Here is a 20,049-nt window from a genome sequence, read left to right as displayed (position 1 = left end):
AAGCCACGACGCACCGAGAGCCGCGAACAAAGCGCCCCCCCACGGCCAGTGGGCGGACCCCGCCCACGCTACCCGCGGTAAATCGCCTCGATTTCGTCCGCGTAATCCTTCGCCACCACATTCCGCTTCAGCTTCAGCGACGGCGTCAGATGCCCCGACTCCTCCGTGAACTGCGAGCCGAGCACCCGGAACTTGCGTACGGACTCCGCCTTGGAGACCGCCGCGTTGCCGTCGTCCACCGCGCCCTGGATCGCGGCGAGCAGATCCGCGTCGTCACGCAGAGAAGCCGCCGTGGAGCCCGCCGGCTTGCCGTGCTCCGCGGCCCAGCGGCCGAGGAACTCGTCGTCGACCGTGACCAGCGCGCCCACGAAGGGACGGCCGTCGCCTACGACCATGCACTCGGCGACCAGGGCGTGCGCGCGGATGCGGTCCTCGATCACGGCGGGGGCGACGTTCTTGCCGCCGGCGGTGACGATGATCTCCTTCTTGCGGCCGGTGATGCGCAGGTAGCCGTCCTCGTCGAGCGTGCCTATGTCGCCGGTGTGGAACCAGCCGTCGGCGAGGGCCTCCTCCGTGGCGCCCTCGTTGTTCCAGTAGTGCGAGAACAGGTGCTCGCCGTGGAGCAGCACCTCGCCGTCGTCGGCGATCCGTACGACCGAACCGGGCAGCGGCTGGCCGACCGTGCCGATCTTCTGCCGGTCCCACGGGTTGAAGGCCGTGGCGGCGCAGGACTCGGTCAGTCCGTACCCCTCGAGGACCGTGAAGCCGATGCCGCGGAAGAAGTGGCCGAGACGCTCACCGAGCGGCGCGCCACCGGAGATCGCGTACTCGCCGCGACCGCCGAGGACCGCGCGGAGCTTGCTGTAGACCAGCTTGTCGAAGACCTTGTACTTGATCTTCAGGCCGAGCGACGGTCCGGCGGTGGTGTCGAGCGCGCGGCTGTACGCGATCGCCGTGTCCGCGGCCTTGTCGAAGATCTTGCCCTTGCCGTCGGCCTGGGCCTTGGCGCGCGCCGAGTTGTAGACCTTCTCGAAGACGCGCGGGACGCCGAGGACCATGGTCGGCCGGAACGAGGCGAGCTCGTCCGTGAGGTTCTTGACGTCCGGGGCGTGGCCGAGCTTGATCGGCGCCATCAGCGCCGCGACCTCGACGAGCCGCCCGAAGACGTGTGCGACGGGGAGGAAGAGGAGGACCGAACACTCGCCGGTACGGAAGAGGGGTTTGAGACGCTCCACCACGTTGCCGCACTCCGCGAAGAAGCTGCGGTGGGTGAGGACGCAGCCCTTGGGGCGGCCGGTGGTGCCCGAGGTGTAGACGATGGTGGCCGGATCGTCCGCACCGGCCACCGCGCCGCGCTCGTCGACGGTCGCGTCCGGGACGTCGGCGCCGATGCGGTGCAGCTCGTCGACGCCGCCCTTGTCGATCTGCCAGATGTGGTCGAGGGCGGGCAGCCCCTCGCGCACGGAAGCGACGGCGGCGGCGTGCGCGTCCAGCTCGACGACGCAGGCCACGGCGCCGGAGTCGCCCAGGATCCACTGGATCTGCTCGGCCGAGCTCGTCTCGTACACCGGCACGGTGACGGCGCCCGCGCTCCAGATGGCGAAGTCGAGGAGCGTCCACTCGTAGCGGGTGCGGGACATCAGGCCCACGCGGTCGCCGGGGCCTACGCCCGCGGCGATCAGGCCTTTGGCGGTGGCGCGCACATCGGCGAGGAAGGCCTTGGCGGTGACGTCCTGCCAGTGGCCGTCGACCTTGCGGCCGATGACGGCGACATCCGGGTGCTGCGCGGCATTTCTGCGGACGATGTCGGTCAGATTGCCGTCCGCAGGGACCTCGTACAGGGCCGGAAGGCTGAACTCGCGCAAGACTGCTGCTCCTACATAAGGGCGCCGGCGCCACGACGTTGTGTGCTGCGACGGTGCGGTCCAAGGTCGGGCAGGTGCTCAGTCGAGATGGGGGGCCGAGCACTACTGGACTGCCCGGACGTTACCCATCGGTATGGCTTGTTCGGTAGGGGGGCAGGGCCAGATGTTCGGTGCGTCACACGTCGCTGTGGTCTGCATCGCACAGTACGCCACCGTCTTCCCGACTCGGAAGTAACCGCAGGTCCGGCCGCTGCCCAGGACCCCTACCCTCCGCGCGGCCGCCGTCCTAGGGTGATCGGCATGCCAGCTTTCCGGGTCAATGTGGTCAGTGACGTGCACGGCAACACCGAGGCGCTCGCCCGCGCGGGTGACGGCGCGGACGCGCTCGTCTGCCTCGGCGACCTGGTGCTCTTCCTCGACTACGCCGACCACTCGCGCGGCATCTTCCCCGACCTCTTCGGCGCGGAGAACGCGAGCAGGCTCGTGGAGCTGCGCACCGCCCGCCGCTTCGAGGAGGCCAGGGAGTTCGGCAGGGAGCTGTGGGGAGAGCTCGACCGGGGCGCGGCGATCGAGGGCGCGGTCCGCAAGCAGTACGCCGACATGTTCGCCGCCTTCCCCACACCGACCTACGCCACCTACGGCAACGTCGACATCCCGGCCCTGTGGACCGAATACGCCGGACCCGGCACCACCGTCCTGGACGGCGACCGGGTCGAGATCGGCGGCCGCGTCTTCGGGTTCGTCGGCGGCGGCCTGCGCACCCCCATGCGTACCCCCTACGAGATCAGCGACGAGGAGTACGCGGCCAAGGTCGAGGCCGTCGGCGAGGTCGACGTCCTGTGCACCCACATTCCGCCGGACGTGCCCGAGCTCCTCTACGACACCGTGGCGCGCCGCTTCGAACGCGGCAGCCGGGCGCTGCTCGCGGCGATCCGCAGGACCCGTCCGAAGTACGCGCTCTTCGGACACGTCCACCAGCCGCTGGTCCGGCGCATGCGGGTGGGCGCGACGGAGTGCGTGAACGTCGGACACTTCGCCGGGACGTCCAGGCCCTGGGCCCTGGAGTGGTGACCGTGCCGCGCGCGGTAGCCTTCACGCGGTACACACCACCCCATCCCGGACGACCGCATCTGGAGGAGCCACAGCGATGGCCGAACACACCAGCTCGAGCATCACGATCGAGGCGGCACCGGCCGAGGTGATGGGAGTGATCGCCGATTTCGCTCGCTACCCGGACTGGACGGGAGAGGTGAAGGAGGCCGAGGTCCTCGCCACCGACGGGCAGGGCCGCGCCGAGCAGGTCCGCCTCGTCATGGACGCGGGCGCGATCAAGGACGACCAGACGCTCGGCTACACCTGGACCGGGGACGACGAGGTCAGCTGGACCCTCGTCAAGTCCCAGATGCTCCGCTCGCTGGACGGCTCGTACCTGCTGCGCCCCACCACCACCGGCACCGAGGTCACCTACCGCCTCACCGTCGACGTCAAGATCCCGATGCTCGGCATGATCAAGCGCAAGGCGGAAAAGGTCATCATCGACCGCGCCCTCGCGGGCCTGAAGAAGCGAGTCGAGTCGAAAGAGGCGTAGGGGAAAAGCGGGGCGAAGCCCCTGCTTTGAGGGGCGCGGGGAACTGCGCGATCAGCCCCCACCGGCCTGAGCCTTTAAGGGGCGCGGGGAACTGCGCGAGCAACCCCCCACGGCCGAAAGCCGCGAAGAACCGCCCCCCCCCACGGCGAGTGGGCGCCCCGACCCCCGCGCCCCGCGCCTGACGTACCGTTCACCGATATGCGCACCCTCCTACTCACCGGCCCCGGCGGCTCCGGCCGGACCACCCTCGCCGCGGCCACCGCGCTCGCCGCGGCGCACGCCGGCCACCGGGTCCTCGTACTCTCCGCCGACCGCACCGACACCCTCGGCGCGGTACTCGGCGGCGCCCCGGACGCGCACCCCGGCCTCACCGCCCGGCGCCTCGCCCCCGACGACCGCGCACGGGACGACCTGCTAGCCCTCCAGGAACGCGCCGCGTCCGCCCTCGACCTGCTCGGCGCCGAGCGGCTCGACGGCGAGGAGCTGACCCCGCTGCCCGGGGCGGAGGAGCTGGCCCTGCTGCGCGCCCTGCGCGACGCCGCCCGCGACGGCGCCCACGACACCGTGGTCGTCGACCTGCCCGCCACCCCCAAGGCCCTCACCGCCCTCGCGCTCCCCGAGCAGCTCCGCCGCTATCTGCGCCGCCTGCTGCCGCCCGAGCGCCAGGCCGCCCGCGCCCTGCGCCCCATGCTCGGCCGCCTCGCGGGCGTCCCGATGCCGGCCGCCTGGCTGTACGAGAGCGCCGCCCGCCTGGAGGACGAACTCGCCGCCGTCCAGCGCGTGATCGAGGCCCCCACCACCACCGTCCGGCTGGTCGCCGAGCCCGGCCCCGCGGGCGCCGACGCGGTCCGCGCCGCCGCCACCGGCCTGGCCCTGCAGGGCCTGCGCACCGACCTCCTGATCGCCAACCGCGTCCTCCCGGACGCGAGCGCCGACACCTGGCTGGCCGGGCTCGGCGCCCAGCAGCGCAAGACGCTCGACGAGTGGGAGAGCGGTGACGGCCGGGTCACCGCGGTCCGCCACCTCGGCCGCGACCCGCGGGGCGCCGACGACCTCGCCGCCCTCGGCCTGACGGCCCCCGCCGCCGCCCCCGCCCCGGTCGCCTGGCCCGTCACCGAAGCCCCCGCCGACGACGGCAGCCACGCGTACGTCTGGCACATCCCGCTCCCCGGCGTCGGCCGCGACGAGCTCGGCCTGATCCGGCGCGGCGACGAACTCGTCGTCACCGCGGGACCCTTCCGCCGCATCGTCACCCTGCCGTCCGCGCTGCGCCGCTGCACCGTCGCGGGGGCCGGGCTGCGCGACGGCGAGCTGCGGGTGCGGTTCGCGCCCGACCCGGACCTGTGGCCGCACGGACGGTGAACGCGTGACCGCCATTCGGGTAACGTCGGATGGCATGAGCGATGCCACCGAGCGCGAAGCCCCCGAAGTCGACGCCGACGCCTGGGAGAAGGCGTGCGCCGAGGATCTCGCGGCCGAGCGGGCGCGCCGCCGCGCGCGGTACGGCCCCCCGACCGGGTCGGCCGCCGAGGAGCTGCGCAAGCTCGTCGACGCCGTATCGGACAAGCTCTCCGGACTGCAGGCCCCGCTGCTCGGCGCGGTCGCGCAGGGCGCCGTCGAGCAGACCATCAAGCAGGTCGTCCGGGAGGCGAAGGCCGCCGTCGAGCCGGTCATCGAGCGCAACCCCGACGTCTTCGACCACCTCGCGGCGGCCGGTTCCGAGCTGCTCGCCGCCTACCGTTCCGCGGCCGGGGGCCAGGAGAACCGGTGGACCCGCGGCGACGGCCCGAGCGGCGAGACGCCGGGCAAGGGCCGCCCGGACGAGGGGCCCTCGGCAGGCGAACACATCGATCTGGACTGACCCCCCTCGGGTACGGTGGGCCGTAGCGGGGCTCGATCGAACTGAGGGATTCATGGGACTCACCATCGGCGTCGACATCGGCGGCACCAAGATCGCGGCCGGAGTGGTCGACGAGGACGGCAACATCCTCTCGACCTTCAAGGTGCCGACCCCTGGTACTTCCGAGGCCATTGTCGACGCGATCGCCTCCGCTGTCGCGGGCGCACGGGCCGGGCACGAGATCGTCGGCGTCGGCATCGGCGCCGCCGGGTACGTCAACCGCCAGCGCTCCACGGTCTACTTCGCGCCGAACATCGACTGGCGCCAGGAACCGCTCAAGGAAGAGGTCGAGAAGCGCGTCGGCCTGCCGGTCGTCGTGGAGAACGACGCCAACGCCGCGGCCTGGGGCGAGTACCGCTTCGGCGGCGGCAAGGGCCACCGCAACGTCATCTGCATCACGCTCGGCACCGGCCTCGGCGGCGGCATCATCATCGGCAACAAGCTGCGCCGCGGCCACTTCGGCGTGGCCGCCGAGTTCGGTCACATCCGGATGGTCCCCGACGGCCTGCTCTGCGGCTGCGGCAGCCAGGGCTGCTGGGAGCAGTACGCCTCGGGACGCGCCCTCGTGCGGTACGCGATGCAGCGCGCCAACGCCACCCCGGAGAACGCCGAGTACCTCCTCTCGCTCGGCGACGGCACCCCCGACGGCATCGAGGGCAAGCACATCTCGATGGCCGCCCGGCAGGGCGACGCCGTCGCCATCGACTCCTACCGCGAGCTGGCCCGCTGGGCGGGCGCCGGCCTCGCCGACCTGGCGTCACTCTTCGACCCGTCCGCGTTCATCGTCGGCGGCGGCCTCTCGGACGAGGGCGAGCTCGTCCTCGACCCGATCCGCAAGTCCTTCAAGCGCTGGCTCGTCGGCGCGGCCTGGCGCCCCGAGGCCCAGGTCATCGCCGCCCAGCTGGGCAACAAGGCGGGCATGGTCGGCGCGGCGGACCTGGCGCGGGAGCCTGACCCGGTCATGTGACCCCGCGACGGGGGCGCCGTCGATCGCGCCGCGCGCTCGTCCTCAAACGCCGGACAGGCTGGATGCCCGCTGCCTGTCCGGCGTTCGCGTATCTTGATCGCCATGCCGACGAGCCCGACCCGTACGCTCCCCAACTCCCGCACCGAAGCCGACGGTTCGGCCGTCATCCGGGTGCTCAGCTACAACATCCGCTCGATGCGCGACGACACCGCCGCACTCGCGAGGACCATCTCCGCCTGCGCCCCCGACCTCGTCCTGATCCAGGAGGCCCCGCGGTTCTTCCGCTGGCGCAAGAAGCTGGCCCGCCTCGCGCGCGCCGCCGATCTGGTGATCCTCTCCGGCGGCGGCAGCGCGGCCGGACCCGCGCTGCTCTGCTCGATGCGGGCCACGGTCGAGCGCACCGAGGACGTACTGCTCCCGCTCACCCCCGGCCTGCACCGGCGCGGCTTCGCCACCGCCGTCGTACGCTTCGGCGGCGCCAGGATCGGCGTCCTGAGCTGCCATTTGAGCCTGCAGTCCGAGGAGCGATACGCGCAGGGCGGGATGCTGCTCGACCGGCTCGCCGGGATGGGCGTGGACCACGCGGTCGCGGGCGGTGACCTCAACGAGCGGCCGGGCGGGCGGACGTTCCGAAGGCTCGCCGAGTCTCTCCGGGACTGCTGGGCGGTGCGGCCCTGGGGCGGCGAGCACACCTCGACGCCGAACGATCCGCACCAGCGCATCGACGCGCTCTTCACCACCCCGGGCATCGAAATCCTCGGCTGCGGCGTGCCGTCCGGGCTGCCCGGCGTGAGCGAGGACGACCTGAGGGCGGCCACGGACCACCTGCCGGTCCTGGCCGCCCTCAGAGTCCCCCCTGGTCCCTAGTCCCTAAGTCCCTAGTCCCCCTATGTGGTGAGCATGTGGTGAGCGCGAGGCTCACGGGCGCTGCTTCACCTTGTCGGTGATCGCCCAGCTGTCGAGGTACGAGAGCTGGGTGTACGTCTTCGGGTTCTTCGCGTCACCCGTGGCACGGATGTCCTGGGAGCCGAGGAACGCGTACGTCCTCGGTTCGAAGATGAAGTAGCCGCCGAAGCCGGACGAGCCCTCGGGCCGCGTGGGGTCGTCGTAGGTGATCGCCACCCCGGTGCGGCCCTTCGCGTCCTGGCGGCCGGGGATCGCCTTCACCCCGGGGACCATGCTGAGCGCCTCGTACGCGGCCGGGCGCAGCCCCTTCGGCGTCACAGGGACCAGCTTGAGCAGACCGGCGAGGCTGAAGTGGATGTCCGACCACTCCTGCTCGGTGATCTCGTCCAGGGAGTCGTTCTTGTCGTCCGGTCCCGTCTTGTGGAGCAGCGAGAGGATCAGCTTCTCCGGGTCGGTCGAGAGCTTCTTCAGGGTGCCCCAGTCCTGCGGGGGCCACATCGTCTCGTCGGGCTTGAGAGGTTCCGACCACCACCCCTTGCCGATCTCCATGATCCACGAGCGCTTCGAGCCGTCCACGGAGCGCCAGTCTTCGTCGACGTGCCGCGTGACCTTGCCCGTGCCCTTCTCGATCTCCTTGGTGATCTCCTTCGTGTAGATGTACTGGTCGTCGCGCGGGGCGACGGTCCTCTCGTGCTTGCGCTCGTAGGCGGCGGCGCCGTAGAGCACGGTCCTGGCGCTGACCTCGCGCATCGACGGCGCGCTGTTCCCGGGCGGCTTGGCGCGGGCCTGCTCGTCGTCGCCGCTGCTCACCGCGGTCAGCACGGTGCCCGCCACGGCGGCCGCGACGGTCCCGGCGACGGCGACGCGCAGCACGGGGCGGCGCCACAGGGGACGTACCGGAGCGGCCTGTTCGTTCATCGCGGCGAACAGGCGCACCCGCGCGCGGTGGCGGGCGCCGTCGTCCAGCGGGGGAGCCCCCGCGTCCCAGTCGCGCAGTTCATCGAGCTCATTCATGGGCGTGTGCCTCCTGGAAAGCTGTCGGATCGGATCCGCCCAGTGCTTCGCGCAATGTGCTGCGAGCCCGGTGCAGCCTCGATCTGACGGTGCCGACGGGCACCCCCAACGCCTGCGCCGCCTCTTCGTAGTTGAGGTCGGCCCACGCCACGAGCAGGACCACGTCGCGGTGCCGGGCGGAGAGCCCGGCGAGGGCCGCGGCCAGGTCGCCGCGGAGCCCCTCGGCGCCCGCGCGGGCGACCGCGAGGTCGGCGACCGGCTCGTCGTGCGGCACCGGGGCGGGCATCTTGGCCAGCGCCTTGAGGCGGCGGGCCTCGGCCCTGCGGTGCCGGGCGATGAGGTTGGTCGCGATGCCGAACAGCCAGGGGCGGGCGTCGGCCCGCGCCAGGTCGTAGCGGTGGCGCTGCTTGAAGGCGGTGGTGAAGGTGTCGGCCATCAGGTCTTCCGCCGCCTCGGGGCCGAGCCGGCGGGCCGCGTACCGGTACACGGCGTCGGCATGCCGGTCGAAGAGGGCGGCGAACTGCTCGGGCTCGTCCCGGGACCGCTCGATGGACCAGGCGTCGCTCTTCTCGCAGGTGCGCTGCCCCGTTCGAAGGGGGACGCCGGGGTCGACGGTCATCGGGGCTCCTTTCGTTCGTCTGAACGCCTCGAAGGCTTGGGCTCGTTCGGTGTTTCACCTCTTCTTCGCCCCTCGGCCCGATCGGGTTCCATCGGCGTACGCGACATGCGTGGGGCCCGCCCGGACAGCTGCCGGACGGGCCCTCGGTCCTTCGGTGGGCGCGGGTCTCAGACGACGGCGCCGCGCCCCGGATCGTCGTTCTCCTCGTCGTCACCGCTGTTCATCCGCACCACGAGGGTGGCGAAGCCGCCCAGGAAGCCGCCGATGCCGAGCGTGGTCAGCCACCACGTCATCTGCCAGCCGAACAGCACGGCGAGCAGGATGACCGGCGGGCCGCCGAGCACGGCGAGCCAGGCGAACTTGGCGGTCACGTCGGCGTCGGGCAGCGGCGGCGGCTCGGGCGGCACGAAGTGCCCCTCGTCGTCGGCGTCACCCTCGGCGGGCTCCGGGGCGGTGTAGTCGCGCGGTCCTCCGACGCCGGGCGCGAAGGAGACGGAGCTGCCGAGCGGCTTGTCGGGCCCGGATTTGCCGTCCGGCGCTTCGGCGGGGGTCTTCGCCGGACCGGCCGCCGTGCCGTTCGTCTCCGTCTCCAGGAGCGCGAGGCCGTCGACCGACTTGAAGGGCTTGGCGCCCGGCGGGTCCGCGGGCTCCTGGCCGTACCCCGCGACGATGGCCTGCCAGGCGGCGTCCTCGTCCAGGGGGGTGCCGTCCGGCGGCACCTCGTCCGGCGGCGCCCCGTCCAACGGCGCCCCGTCCTGGGGCACCTTGCTCTTCTCGGGCTCGCGGCTCTCGTCGCGGTCCGCCTCGTGCTCAGCCACCGGTGGCCGTCCCTTCCTTACCGACGCTGGGGGCGAGCCGGCCGATGAACGCGTGACTCTCCTCGAAGATCCGGTCCGCTTCGTAGTCCAACGTCGCGACGTGGTAGCTCTGTTCCAGCAGGATCTCCGTGACGTCCGTGGAGGAGACGCGGCTGAGGATCCGGGCCGAGTCGGCGGGCGGCACGACGTGGTCGCGCGGGCTGTGCAGCACCACCAACGGCTGGGTCACCTGCGGCAGTTCGGCGTCGACCAGCCGGAAGAAGCGGCGCAGGGAATGCGCGGCGTGCAGCGGGATCCGGTGGTAGCCGACCTCCTCGGAGCCGGGCTTGGCGATGTCGCTGACGATGCCCTTGGTGCTGGTCACGAGGTGACGTGCGAGCGGCAGCGCGTGCGCGGCGAGGCCGTGCACCTTGTTCCCCGGGTTGACCAGGACGAGGCCGCTGATCGCGTCCCCGTGTTTCGCGGCCAGGCGCAGCGCGAGCGCGCCTCCCATGGAGAGCCCGAACACGAAGACCCGCTCGCACCGGTCGAGAAGGCCGTGCAGCTCGCGCTCGACCTCCGCGTACCAGTCCTGCCAGCCGGTGATCTGCATGTCCTCCCAGCGGGTGCCGTGCCCGGGCAGCAGCGGCAGCGAGACGGTGAGGCCGCGCTCCGCCAGGTACTCGGCCCAGGGGCGCAGCGACTGCGGGGATCCGGTGAAGCCGTGGCAGAGGAGGACGCCGACCTCGCCGCCTTCGTGGCGGTACGGCTCGGCTCCGGGGAGGACCGGCACTTCGGTCTCCTTCGTCAGAGGTGGGAGTACTTCACCGTACGCGACCGGACTGACACCGACCAGGGTCGTCGGGCCCATTGGCGGTACCCCGGGTTAAGGTCTGATCCACAGAAACAGGAGGCACTCGGTTTGATCTACGGCGCAATGAAGGTTGCCATCGGAGGGCCGCTGAAGCTCGGCTTCAGGCCCTGGGTGGAGGGCCTTGAGAACGTCCCCGCCGAAGGCCCAGCGATTCTGGCCAGCAACCACCTCTCGTTCTCGGACTCCTTCTTCCTCCCCGCGGTCCTCGACCGCAAGGTCACCTTCATCGCCAAGGCGGAGTACTTCACCTCGCCCGGCGTGAAGGGCAAGCTCACCGCGGCGTTCTTCAAGGGCGTGGGCCAGTTGCCCGTGGACCGCTCCGGCGGGCGCGGCGCGGGCGAGGCGGCCATCAAGAGCGGCATCGAGGTCCTGGAGCGCGGCGAGCTCTTCGGCATCTACCCCGAGGGCACGCGTTCGCCCGACGGGCGCCTCTACCGCGGCAAACCGGGCGGCCTGGCGCGCGTGGCGCTCGCCACGGGTGCCCCCGTGCTCCCCGTCGCGATGATCGACACGGAGAAGATCCAGCCGCCCGGCAAGGTGCTGCCGAAGCTGATGCGGCCCGGCATCCGGATCGGCAAGCCGCTCGGCTTCAAGCGCTACCAGGGCATGGAGCAGGACCGCTTCGTGCTGCGCGCGCTGACCGACGAGGTCATGTACGAGATCATGAAGCTCTCCGGCCAGGAGTACGTCGACATGTACGCGACGGCCGCGAAGCGCCAGATCGCCGAGGACGCCAAGGCGGCCAAGGCGCTCGAGCGCGCCGAGGGGGACAAGGAACGTTCCGGCGCCTAGCCGCGTCCGTTCAGGGGTGGGAAGACGGCGGTGGGGGACGTGGCCAGGCGCGAGAAAGTCATGAGGATGTCGGTCGAGCAGCCGCTGTGGCGCGCGCTCACCGCCTACCGCGTCCTGACGATGCTCTACGCCATAGGCCTCTTCGTGGCGGCGCACGAGAAGCTGGACCGCCCCTGGCTCGCCGTCTCCTACTACGCGGTGCTCGCCCCCTGGACCCTGGCCACCCTGCCCCGCGTCGCCAACGCGGCGAGCTGCACCCGGCGCTTCCTCGTCGCGGACCTGACCATCGCCATCGCGGGCATCCTGCTGACCCCGCTCGCCGACTCCCAGCAGCGCATCGTCGACGGCGGCCCGACGCTGCCCTCCATATGGACCGCGGGCTCCGTGCTCGCGTTCGCGATCAAGGGCGGCTGGCGCTGGGCGGCCTCGGCGTCCCTCCTGGTCGGCGTCGCCAACGTGGTGCAGCGCGGCGCGTTCAGCCGCGACACCCTGCACAACGTCCTGCTGGTCTGCATCGCCTCCATCGCCATCGGCTACGTGGTCGAGCTGGCCCGCGCCTCCGAGCGCACCCTGGCCCGCGCCCTGGAGATAGAGGCCGCCACCCGCGAGCGCGAACGGCTCGCCCGCGACATCCACGACAGCGTCTTGCAGGTCCTCGCCATGGTGCAGCGGCGCGGCACCGCCATCGGTGGCGAGGCCGCTGAGCTCGGCCGGCTCGCGGGCGAGCAGGAGGTCGCGCTGCGCACCCTGGTCGCCGGGGGCCTGGTGCCCGCGTCGCACGTGTCGGAGGACGCCTCGCAGGGCGCTGTCGTACGCGCCGTCGAGGTGCCGGACGACGACGGTCCGGATGCTCTGAACGGCGCGGCGCCCTGTGATCTGCGCGCGCTCCTCGTCCCGCACGCGGGATCGAAGGTCACGCTCTCCGAGCCCGGGGCGCCGGTGCTGCTCGCGCCGGGGGCGGCGAAGGAGCTGGCGGCCGCTGTCGGTGCCGCCCTGGACAATGTCCGCAGGCACGCGGGCGAGCGGGCCCGCGCGTGGATCCTGGTCGAGGACGAGCCCGACGAGGTGATCGTGACGGTCAGGGACGACGGCCCCGGCATCCCTGAGGGGCGGCTCGCGGAGGCCGAGGGGGAGGGGCGCCTCGGGGTGGCCCTGTCGATCAGGGGCCGCCTCCGGGACATCGGGGGCACGGCCGAGCTGATCTCGGTACCGGGCCAGGGGACCGAAGTGGAACTGAAAGTGCCGCGCGCAGAGGCGCGGGACGCACGGGGGAAGGCAGGGAAGGCGCGATGAGCGAGCAGCAGAGGCAGGAACCGGCCACCGGGGCCACCGGGGCCGCGGGGGCCACGGAGCCGGCGGGGGACGGGCCGGTGACCGGCACGATCCGGGTCATGGTCGTCGACGACCACCCCATGTGGCGCGACGCGGTCGCCCGCGACCTCGCGGAGGCGGGCCTCGACGTGGTCGCCACCGCGGGCGACGGCGAGCAGGCGGTCCGCCGCGCACAGGCAACCGCCCCCGACGTCCTGGTCCTCGACCTGAACCTCCCGCTGAAGCCGGGCGTGCGGGTCTGCAAGGAGCTCGTCGGCGCCAACCCGGCGCTGCGCGTCCTGGTCCTCTCGGCGAGCGGCGAGCACGCCGACGTCCTGGAGGCGGTCAAGTCCGGCGCCACCGGCTATCTCCTGAAGTCGGCGTCCACCGAGGAGCTGATCGACGCGGTGCGCCGCACGGCCGTCGGCGACGCGGTCTTCACGCCGGGCCTCGCGGGCCTGGTCCTCGGCGAGTACCGCCGCCTGGCCACCGAGCCCGCGTCCGGCACCTCCGACGACCCGAAGGCCCCGCGGCTCACCGACCGTGAGACGGAGGTCCTGCGCCTCGTCGCCAAGGGCCTGAGCTACAAGCAGATCGCCGAGCGCCTGGTCATCTCGCACCGCACCGTGCAGAACCACGTCCAGAACACCCTGGGCAAGCTCCAGCTGCACAACAGGGTCGAGCTCGTGCGGTACGCGATAGAGCAAGGCATCGACAAAACCGACAAGCCTGCCGACGCGTGACCCTCGTACGACCCTGGTACGACCCTCGTATGAGTGAACATGCTTGATCAACTCCCCTGTACCGCCCAGGAATTGGCCGTCCGCACCGTCTCGGAGTGACCTGGATCACCATTAGCGTGACTCGCATCAGGTCACTGAGGCGAAGGGATGGTTCCATGGGGGCCAAGAAAATTGGCGTACTGACCGGAGGCGGCGACTGCCCCGGGCTCAATGCCGTCATCCGGGGCATCGTCCGCAAGGGCGTCCAGGAGTACGACTACGACTTCGTCGGGTTCCGGGACGGCTGGCGCGGTCCGCTGGAGGGCGACACCGTCCCGCTCGACATCCCGGCGGTCCGCGGCATCCTGCCGCGCGGCGGCACCATCCTCGGCTCGTCGCGCACCAACCCGCTCAAGGCGGAGAACGGCGTGCGCCGCATCAAGGAGAACCTCGCCAAGTACGAGGTCGACTCCCTCATCGCGATCGGCGGCGAGGACACGCTCGGCGTCGCCGCCCGGCTCACCGACGAGTACGGCGTCCCGGTCGTCGGCGTCCCCAAGACCATCGACAACGACCTCTCCGCCACCGACTACACCTTCGGTTTCGACACCGCGGTCGGCATCGCGACCGAGGCCATCGACCGCCTTCACACCACCGCCGAGTCGCACATGCGCGTCCTCGTCGTCGAGGTCATGGGCCGCCACGCGGGCTGGATCGCCCTGCACTCGGGCCTCGCGGGCGGCGCGAACGTCATCCTCATCCCCGAGCAGCGCTTCGACCTCGACCAGGTCTGCGCCTGGGTGACCTCGCGCTTCAAGGCGTCGTACGCCCCGATCGTCGTCGTCGCCGAAGGGGCCATGCCCAAGGACGGCGAGATGGTCCTCAAGGACGGGACGCAGGACTCCTTCGGGCACGTCCGGCTCTCCGGGGTCGGTGAGTGGCTCGCCAAGCAGATCGAGGGGCGCACCGGCAAGGAGGCGCGCACCACGGTCCTCGGGCACGTCCAGCGCGGCGGCACGCCCAGCGCCTTCGACCGCTGGCTGGCCACCCGGTTCGGGCTGCACGCGATCGAGGCGGTGCGGGACGGCGACTTCGGCAAGATGGTCGCGCTGCAGGGCACGGACGTGGTGCGGGTGCCGATCGCGCAGGCCACGGCGAAGCTGAAGACGGTGGACCCGGCGCTCTACGAGGAGGTCGGGGTCTTCTTCGGCTAGAGCCTGTGTCATATCCCCGGCCGCTCCCCGGGACGGCCCCGGCTCCGGGTGCCGTCCCGTGGGGACCTCCATAGACTCGCGACCATGGAGATCCTCGCGTTCGGCGTGCAGTCCGACGAGAAGCCGCTGATCGAGAAGGCCTTCGCGGGGCACCACGACGTCCGCTGCACGAACGTCTTCCTGAACGAGGACACCGCCCCCATCGCCGCCGGTCACGAGATCATCTCCTCCAGCGTCAACGCCACGCTGAACAGCCGCGTCCTGCAGACCCTCGCCGCCGGCGGGACGCAGATGATCGCCCAGCGCTCCACCGGCTTCAACAACATCGACCTGCCGGTCGCCGAGCGCCTCGGCCTGACCGTCGCCCGGGTCTCGTACTACTCGCCGTACTCCGTGGCGGAGTTCGCCTGGACGCTGGCGATGACCGTCAACCGCCGCATCGTCCGCGCCAGCAACCGCACCCGCGACTTCGACTTCCGCCTCGACGGGCTGATGGGACGCGACCTGCGCGGCCGCACGGTCGGCGTGCTGGGCACCGGCAAGATCGGCGAGGCGTTCACCCGCATCGCGCACGGCTTCGGCATGCGCCTGCTGGGCTGGGACGTCACCGAGAACCCCGCCTGCGTCGCACTCGGCATGACGTACGTGACGAAGGAGGAGCTCCTCGCCGAGGCGGACCTCGTCAGCCTGCACGTGCCGCTGCTCCCCACCACCCAGCACCTCATCGGCGCCGACGCCCTGCGGATGATGAAGGACGACGCGATCCTGGTGAACTCCAGCAGGGGCGGCCTGGTCGACACCGAAGCCCTGGTCGGGGAGTTGCGCGCGGGGCGCTTCGCGGGTGTGGGCCTGGACGTGTACGAGGCGGAGGCGGGACTGTTCTTCCTGGACAAGTCCCTCGAGGTCGTCGAGGACGACACCCTGGCCCGCCTCGTCACGTTCCCCAACGTCGTGGTCACGTCCCACCAGGCGTACTACACCGTGGACGCGGTCGGCCAGATCATCGACACCACGGTGCGCAACGTCCTGGACTACCGGGCGGGCCGACGCTCCGAGAACGTCCTCGTCCCCGCGGTGGCCAGGAGCTGACCGAGCAGCTCCTGTACGATCGCGGCCCCGCGCAGCGTGAGCACCGACTCCGGGTGGAACTGCACGCCCGCGAATCCGGTACCCCGCAGGGCGTGCACCTCGGCGCTCGCCGCGTCCCTGCTGACCTCCACGTCGTGCGCGGCCAGCTCCGCCGCCGCCTCGTCGTCGCAGCGTGCCACGAAGCTGTTGTAGAACCCGACGGTCTCGGGCCGCCCGAACAGCTCGATGGCCGCCTGCGCACCCTGGTACGGCACCTCCTTGCGGACGATCTCAAGGCCCAGCTCGGCCGCGATCAGCTCATGGCCCAGGCAGACACCGAGCACGCCGTGCTCATGGGTGCGCAAAACCTCCGCGGCAAGCGAGCGCAGGAACCGCATCTTCGGATCGGCGAGGTCGGACGGGTCACCGGGGCCAGGACCGAGCACGACGGGCCCCTCGTGCGCGAGCACCGCCTCCCGCAGCCCCTCCTCGGCGTAACCCCGTACCGACACCCGAAGGCCCGAGGAGCGCAGCACGTGCGCGAGCATCGCGGTGAACGTGTCCTCGCCGTCCACGACGAGCGCGTGCCCCGTCAGCTCGTGCGTCGGCTCCTGCATCCGCAGCCAGAACGGTGCGAGCCCGGCCCGCCGCCCGTCCAGGGCCGCCCGCACGCGCGGGTCGTCGGCGAGCGGGGCGCGCGCACCCTCGTGACGGGGCCTGCCGGGACGTACGCCGAGCGCGGCAAGCACGCCCGCGGCCTTCGCGTGGGTCTCGGCGACCTCGCTCATCGGGTCGGAGCCGCGCACCAGCGTGGCGCCCACCGGCACCCGAAGGCGCCCGGCCGGGGAGATGTCGGCGGTGCGGATGAGGATGGGGGAGTCCAGGGTCTGCGCGCCGCCCGCGTCGCGGCCGATGAGGGCGAGGGCGCCCGCGTAGTAGCCCCGGCCGACACCGTCCCGTCCGAGGGGCTCGTGGCGCTCGATGACGCGGCAGGCGTTCTGCACGGGCGACCCGGTGACGGTCGCCGCGAACATCGTCTGCTTGAGCACCTCCCGCACGTCCATCGACGACCTGCCCCGCAGCTCGTACTCGGTGTGCGCGAGATGGGCCATCTCCTTCAGGCGCGGCCCGACCACGACGCCGCCCATGTCGCCGACCGTGCACATCATCTTGAGCTCCTCGTCGACGACCATCGAGAGCTCCTCGGTCTCCTTGCCGTCGGCGAGGAAGGTGAGCAGGCCGTCGGCCGTGGGCCCGTCGGCCGGGTAGCGGTACGTCCCGCTGATGGGGTTCATGACGACGGTCCCGCCGGACATCCGCACGTGCACCTCGGGGCTGGCCCCGACGAGCGTCCGGTCCCCGGTGTGCACGACGTACGTCCAGTACGCGCCCCGCTCGCCCACCAGGAGCCGCCGGAAGAGCGCGAGCGCGTCGGCCCGGCAGAAGCCCGGGATCTCCCCCTCGTACGTACGGCGGATGACGAAGTTCGCGCCCTCGCCCCGGCCGATCTCCTCGCGCAGGACCCGCCCCACGATGTCCGCGTACGCCGTGTCGGCCACGTCGAAGGCCCCGCCCTCGACCCGCACGTCGTGCGAGGGCAGCGCCGCAAGGGCCTCGGCGAGCGGCAGCGCGTACCGCTCGTCGGGGGTCAGGACGGTCAGCGGAGTGCCGTCGTCGCGCACGTCGAAGCCGCGCTCTCTGATCTGCCGGAACGGCACGAGCGCGAGCCCCTCGGGGATGTCCGCGAGCCGCTCGTACGTGCCCGTCGGGCCGATCAGGACCTCGACCGTGTCGTGGTCGTGGCCCGGGGTGCGGCGGCGCAGCAGGGCGAACGGGCGGTCGTCGGACAGGAGCTCTGCCAGCTGCTGTGTCGGCTGCATGGTTTCTGTTCCTTCTCACTGGGAGAGGAACGGCCAGGCCCCGGGAGAGTCCGGAAAACACGGAAGGCCGCCCCTCGGGCGGCCTTCGCGAGTCTGGGTGCGCGCAGAGTCAGTGGGCCGCCGGATGAGCGGGCCACCACCAGTTCTGGGTCGTCTTCTGCGTACGCATGTCCGGCACCTTAACGCATCGTCAACGCGTCGTCGGGACGCCGGGTGTTTCCTCCGTCTCACTTCGTGAGCGGGGGGATGGACGGGGCGCTTCACCCCGTAGTGTTGACGAGGTGACCGTGAACGCTAAGACCACCGCTACCGGTGGCAACACCTGGCGAAACCTGCCCGCGGCGCAGCAGCCCGAGTACCCCGATGCCGAGGCTCTGCGCGATGTGATCGCGGACCTCGAGTCGTATCCGCCGCTCGTCTTCGCGGGCGAGTGCGACCAGCTGCGCGCCCGACTGGCCTCTGTCGCCAAGGGAGAGGCGTTCCTGCTCCAGGGCGGCGACTGCGCCGAGGCCTTCGACGCGGTGTCCGCCGACCACATCCGGAACAAGCTGAAGACACTGCTCCAGATGGGCGCCGTCCTCACGTACGCGGCGTCCGTGCCCGTCGTGAAGGTGGGCCGCATCGCGGGGCAGTACTCGAAGCCGCGCTCCAAGGGCACCGAGACCCGCGACGGCGTGACCCTGCCGACGTACCGCGGCGACTCGGTCAACGGCTTCGACTTCAACGAGAAGGCCCGCATCCCGGACCCCGAGCGCCTGAAGCGGATGTACAACGCCTCCGCCTCCACGCTTAACCTGGTGCGCGCCTTCACCACCGGTGGCTACGCCGACCTGCACCAGGTGCACGCCTGGAACCAGGACTTCGTGAAGTCGTCCCCGTCCGGCCAGCGGTACGAGCAGCTGGCCCGCGAGATCGACAACGCGCTCAACTTCATGAAGGCCTGCGGGACGGACCCGGAGGAGTTCAAGACCGTCGAGTTCTACGCCTCGCACGAGGCGCTGCTCCTCGACTACGAGTCGGCCCTCACCCGCGTGGACTCGCGCACCGGGCGGCTCTACGACACCTCGGGCCACATGGTCTGGATCGGTGAGCGCACCCGCCAACTGGACCACGCGCACATCGAGTTCGCCTCCCAGGTGCGCAACCCCATCGGCGTCAAGCTCGGCCCGACCACGACGGCCGAGGAGGCGCTGCAGTACATCGAGCGCCTCGACCCCGACCGCGAGCCCGGCCGGCTGACCTTCATCGTCCGGATGGGCGCCGACAAGGTCCGCGACAAGCTGCCCGAGCTCGTCGAGAAGGTCACCGCATCCGGCGCGACCGTCGCCTGGATCACCGACCCGATGCACGGCAACACCTACGAGGCGGCCTCCGGTCACAAGACCCGCCGCTTCGACGACGTGCTCGACGAGGTCAAGGGCTTCTTCGAGGTCCACAAGGCCCTCGGCACGCACCCGGGCGGCATCCACGTCGAGCTCACCGGCGACGACGTCACCGAGTGCGTGGGCGGCGGCGACGAGATCTTCGTCGACGATCTGCACCAGCGCTACGAGACGGCCTGCGACCCGCGGCTCAACCGCAGCCAGTCGCTCGACCTGGCGTTCCTGGTCGCCGAGATGTACCGCGACCAGTAGGTTCTCCGGCTGTACGTACGTGTGGGGCGCGGATCCGTGTGATCCGCGCCCCACCGGCGTACCCGGGGCTTTTGCGTCCCCGCCGTCACGGGTAAGGTTAGGTTAGCCTCACCGATCAATCGGGACGGCGCTACCGATGAGTCCTGTCCGGGAGGTGAACCGCGTGTACGTCTGCAACTGTTTCGGGGTCACCGAAGCGCAGGTGAAGAAGCACGCGGCGGACGGGGCCTGCACCCCCCGCCAGATAGCGTCGGCCTGCAAGGCCGGCACGGACTGTGGTTCGTGCGTGCGGCGCATCCAGGCACTGCTCGGCCGGAGCGCCTGCCCCCGCCGAGACCTCGTGGACCAGGGAGAACCGGCTGTGGCGCTGGCTGCCGAGGCGGAGCTCCCCGAAGCCGCCTGACTCCCGGCTCCGGCTCTAGCTCTCCGGCTGCTCGATGAGCTGCGCGATGTAGAGCGCCTCACCCAGCTTCTCGACCAGCTCGAGCTGGGTGTCCAGATAGTCGATGTGGTGCTCCTCGTCCTCGAGGATCGACTCGAAGATGTTCGCGGACGTGATGTCGCCCTTGGCGCGCATCACCTCGATGCCGCGCTTGAGGCGGTCGATCGCCTCGACCTCGACCTGCCGGTCGGCCTGGAACATCTCGGTGACCGTCTGGCCGACCCGGACGTGGAAGAGCCGCTGGTAATTGGGCAGACCGTCGAGGAACAGGATCCGGTCGGTCAGCACCTCCGCGTGCTTCATCTCGTCGAAGGACTCGGACCGGGTGTACTTCGCGAGCTTCGTCCAGCCGAAGTTCTCCTGCATCTTGGCGTGGAGAAAGTACTGGTTGATCGCCGTGAGCTCGGCGGTCAGCTGCTCGTTGAGGAATTCAAGGACCTCGGGGTCGCCCTGCAT

At 71.3% G+C, this 20,049-nt stretch carries 21 protein-coding genes; 13 read left to right on the top strand and 8 right to left on the bottom strand.

What is annotated here, in order from left to right:
• Nucleotides 1-68: 68 nt before the first annotated feature.
• Nucleotides 69-1,865: an AMP-binding protein gene (locus tag ABZ953_RS29890; protein WP_361730107.1), complete on the bottom strand. Its 1,797-nt coding sequence runs from the start codon at nt 1,863-1,865 to the stop codon at nt 69-71.
• A gap of 300 nt (nt 1,866-2,165) precedes the next feature.
• Between ABZ953_RS29890 and ABZ953_RS29885 the strand changes: the two genes are divergently transcribed.
• The 6 genes from ABZ953_RS29885 (at nt 2,166) to ABZ953_RS29860 (ending at nt 7,187) form a co-directional block, all read left to right on the top strand.
• Nucleotides 2,166-2,936, top strand: coding sequence for a metallophosphoesterase (locus tag ABZ953_RS29885; protein WP_361730104.1), 771 nt, complete (start codon nt 2,166-2,168; stop codon nt 2,934-2,936).
• Between the two features lie 76 nt (nt 2,937-3,012).
• On the top strand, nt 3,013-3,453 hold the full coding sequence (locus ABZ953_RS29880; RefSeq protein WP_361730102.1) for an SRPBCC family protein: 441 nt from the start codon (nt 3,013-3,015) through the stop codon (nt 3,451-3,453).
• A 198-nt stretch (nt 3,454-3,651) separates the two neighbouring features.
• A complete protein-coding gene (locus tag ABZ953_RS29875) occupies nt 3,652-4,815 on the top strand; it encodes an ArsA-related P-loop ATPase (RefSeq protein WP_361730099.1) in 1,164 nt (387 codons plus the stop codon).
• Between the two features lie 34 nt (nt 4,816-4,849).
• Entirely contained in the window at nt 4,850-5,314 is a 465-nt protein-coding gene (locus ABZ953_RS29870) for a DUF5304 domain-containing protein (RefSeq protein ID WP_361730096.1), read from the top strand.
• A 52-nt stretch (nt 5,315-5,366) separates the two neighbouring features.
• A complete protein-coding gene (locus ABZ953_RS29865) occupies nt 5,367-6,320 on the top strand; it encodes an ROK family glucokinase (RefSeq protein ID WP_361730093.1) in 954 nt (317 codons plus the stop codon).
• A 102-nt stretch (nt 6,321-6,422) separates the two neighbouring features.
• Complete coding sequence (locus ABZ953_RS29860; protein WP_361730090.1) at nt 6,423-7,187, top strand: endonuclease/exonuclease/phosphatase family protein; 765 nt, start codon at nt 6,423-6,425, stop codon at nt 7,185-7,187.
• 51 nt (nt 7,188-7,238) lie between these two features.
• Here the strand turns inward: ABZ953_RS29860 and ABZ953_RS29855 are convergent, their stop codons facing one another.
• The 4 genes from ABZ953_RS29855 to ABZ953_RS29840 all read right to left on the bottom strand — a co-directional run bounded on the left by ABZ953_RS29855 (nt 7,239) and on the right by ABZ953_RS29840 (nt 10,449).
• The gene (locus ABZ953_RS29855; RefSeq protein WP_361730087.1) at nt 7,239-8,240 is read right to left on the bottom strand and encodes a CU044_5270 family protein; all 1,002 of its coding nucleotides are present in this window, start codon (nt 8,238-8,240) and stop codon (nt 7,239-7,241) included.
• Nucleotides 8,233-8,859 (bottom strand): RNA polymerase sigma factor, encoded by a 627-nt coding sequence (locus ABZ953_RS29850; RefSeq protein WP_361730085.1) that lies wholly within the window; start codon nt 8,857-8,859, stop codon nt 8,233-8,235. Before ABZ953_RS29850 ends, ABZ953_RS29855 begins: the two co-directional genes overlap by 8 nt.
• Nucleotides 8,860-9,026: 167 nt before the next feature.
• Complete coding sequence (locus ABZ953_RS29845; RefSeq protein WP_361730082.1) at nt 9,027-9,677, bottom strand: hypothetical protein; 651 nt, start codon at nt 9,675-9,677, stop codon at nt 9,027-9,029.
• The gene (locus tag ABZ953_RS29840; RefSeq protein ID WP_361730079.1) at nt 9,670-10,449 is read right to left on the bottom strand and encodes an alpha/beta fold hydrolase; all 780 of its coding nucleotides are present in this window, start codon (nt 10,447-10,449) and stop codon (nt 9,670-9,672) included. The genes ABZ953_RS29845 and ABZ953_RS29840 overlap by 8 nt, the downstream gene beginning before the upstream one ends.
• A 132-nt stretch (nt 10,450-10,581) precedes the next feature.
• Here ABZ953_RS29840 and ABZ953_RS29835 point away from each other — a divergent pair, with 132 nt between their 5' ends.
• The 5 genes from ABZ953_RS29835 to ABZ953_RS29815 all read left to right on the top strand — a co-directional run bounded on the left by ABZ953_RS29835 (nt 10,582) and on the right by ABZ953_RS29815 (nt 15,658).
• The gene (locus ABZ953_RS29835; protein WP_361730178.1) at nt 10,582-11,322 is read left to right on the top strand and encodes a lysophospholipid acyltransferase family protein; all 741 of its coding nucleotides are present in this window, start codon (nt 10,582-10,584) and stop codon (nt 11,320-11,322) included.
• A gap of 39 nt (nt 11,323-11,361) precedes the next feature.
• Nucleotides 11,362-12,615 (top strand): DUF5931 domain-containing protein, encoded by a 1,254-nt coding sequence (locus ABZ953_RS29830; RefSeq protein WP_361730076.1) that lies wholly within the window; start codon nt 11,362-11,364, stop codon nt 12,613-12,615.
• A 98-nt stretch (nt 12,616-12,713) separates the two neighbouring features.
• Nucleotides 12,714-13,376 (top strand): response regulator transcription factor, encoded by a 663-nt coding sequence (locus ABZ953_RS29825; protein ID WP_361730175.1) that lies wholly within the window; start codon nt 12,714-12,716, stop codon nt 13,374-13,376.
• Nucleotides 13,377-13,531: 155 nt separating this feature from the next.
• Nucleotides 13,532-14,569 (top strand): 6-phosphofructokinase, encoded by a 1,038-nt coding sequence (locus ABZ953_RS29820; protein ID WP_361730073.1) that lies wholly within the window; start codon nt 13,532-13,534, stop codon nt 14,567-14,569.
• A gap of 84 nt (nt 14,570-14,653) precedes the next feature.
• The gene (locus tag ABZ953_RS29815) at nt 14,654-15,658 is read left to right on the top strand and encodes a 2-hydroxyacid dehydrogenase (protein ID WP_361730070.1); all 1,005 of its coding nucleotides are present in this window, start codon (nt 14,654-14,656) and stop codon (nt 15,656-15,658) included.
• Here the strand turns inward: ABZ953_RS29815 and ABZ953_RS29810 are convergent.
• Nucleotides 15,601-17,517 carry an anthranilate synthase family protein gene (locus tag ABZ953_RS29810; protein WP_361730067.1) on the bottom strand — a complete coding sequence of 639 codons (1,917 nt, stop codon included), beginning with the start codon at nt 17,515-17,517 and terminating at the stop codon, nt 15,601-15,603. The genes ABZ953_RS29815 and ABZ953_RS29810 overlap by 58 nt on opposite strands.
• A gap of 109 nt (nt 17,518-17,626) precedes the next feature.
• Nucleotides 17,627-17,686: a trp operon leader peptide gene (locus ABZ953_RS29805; protein WP_361730172.1), complete on the bottom strand. Its 60-nt coding sequence runs from the start codon at nt 17,684-17,686 to the stop codon at nt 17,627-17,629.
• Nucleotides 17,687-17,798: 112 nt separating this feature from the next.
• Here ABZ953_RS29805 and ABZ953_RS29800 point away from each other — a divergent pair, with 112 nt between their 5' ends.
• The gene (locus tag ABZ953_RS29800; protein ID WP_361730064.1) at nt 17,799-19,151 is read left to right on the top strand and encodes a class II 3-deoxy-7-phosphoheptulonate synthase; all 1,353 of its coding nucleotides are present in this window, start codon (nt 17,799-17,801) and stop codon (nt 19,149-19,151) included.
• Between the two features lie 154 nt (nt 19,152-19,305).
• Nucleotides 19,306-19,554 carry a (2Fe-2S)-binding protein gene (locus ABZ953_RS29795; protein ID WP_361730169.1) on the top strand — a complete coding sequence of 83 codons (249 nt, stop codon included), beginning with the start codon at nt 19,306-19,308 and terminating at the stop codon, nt 19,552-19,554.
• Between the two features lie 15 nt (nt 19,555-19,569).
• Here ABZ953_RS29795 and bfr read toward each other — a convergent pair whose 3' ends face one another.
• Nucleotides 19,570-20,049 (bottom strand): bacterioferritin, encoded by a 480-nt coding sequence (gene bfr / locus ABZ953_RS29790; RefSeq protein ID WP_361730061.1) that lies wholly within the window; start codon nt 20,047-20,049, stop codon nt 19,570-19,572.

It is taken from the genome of Streptomyces sp. NPDC046465 (assembly GCF_040646035.1).
Taxonomy (GTDB): domain Bacteria; phylum Actinomycetota; class Actinomycetes; order Streptomycetales; family Streptomycetaceae; genus Streptomyces.
This window is presented reverse-complemented; position numbering and strand designations above follow the sequence as displayed.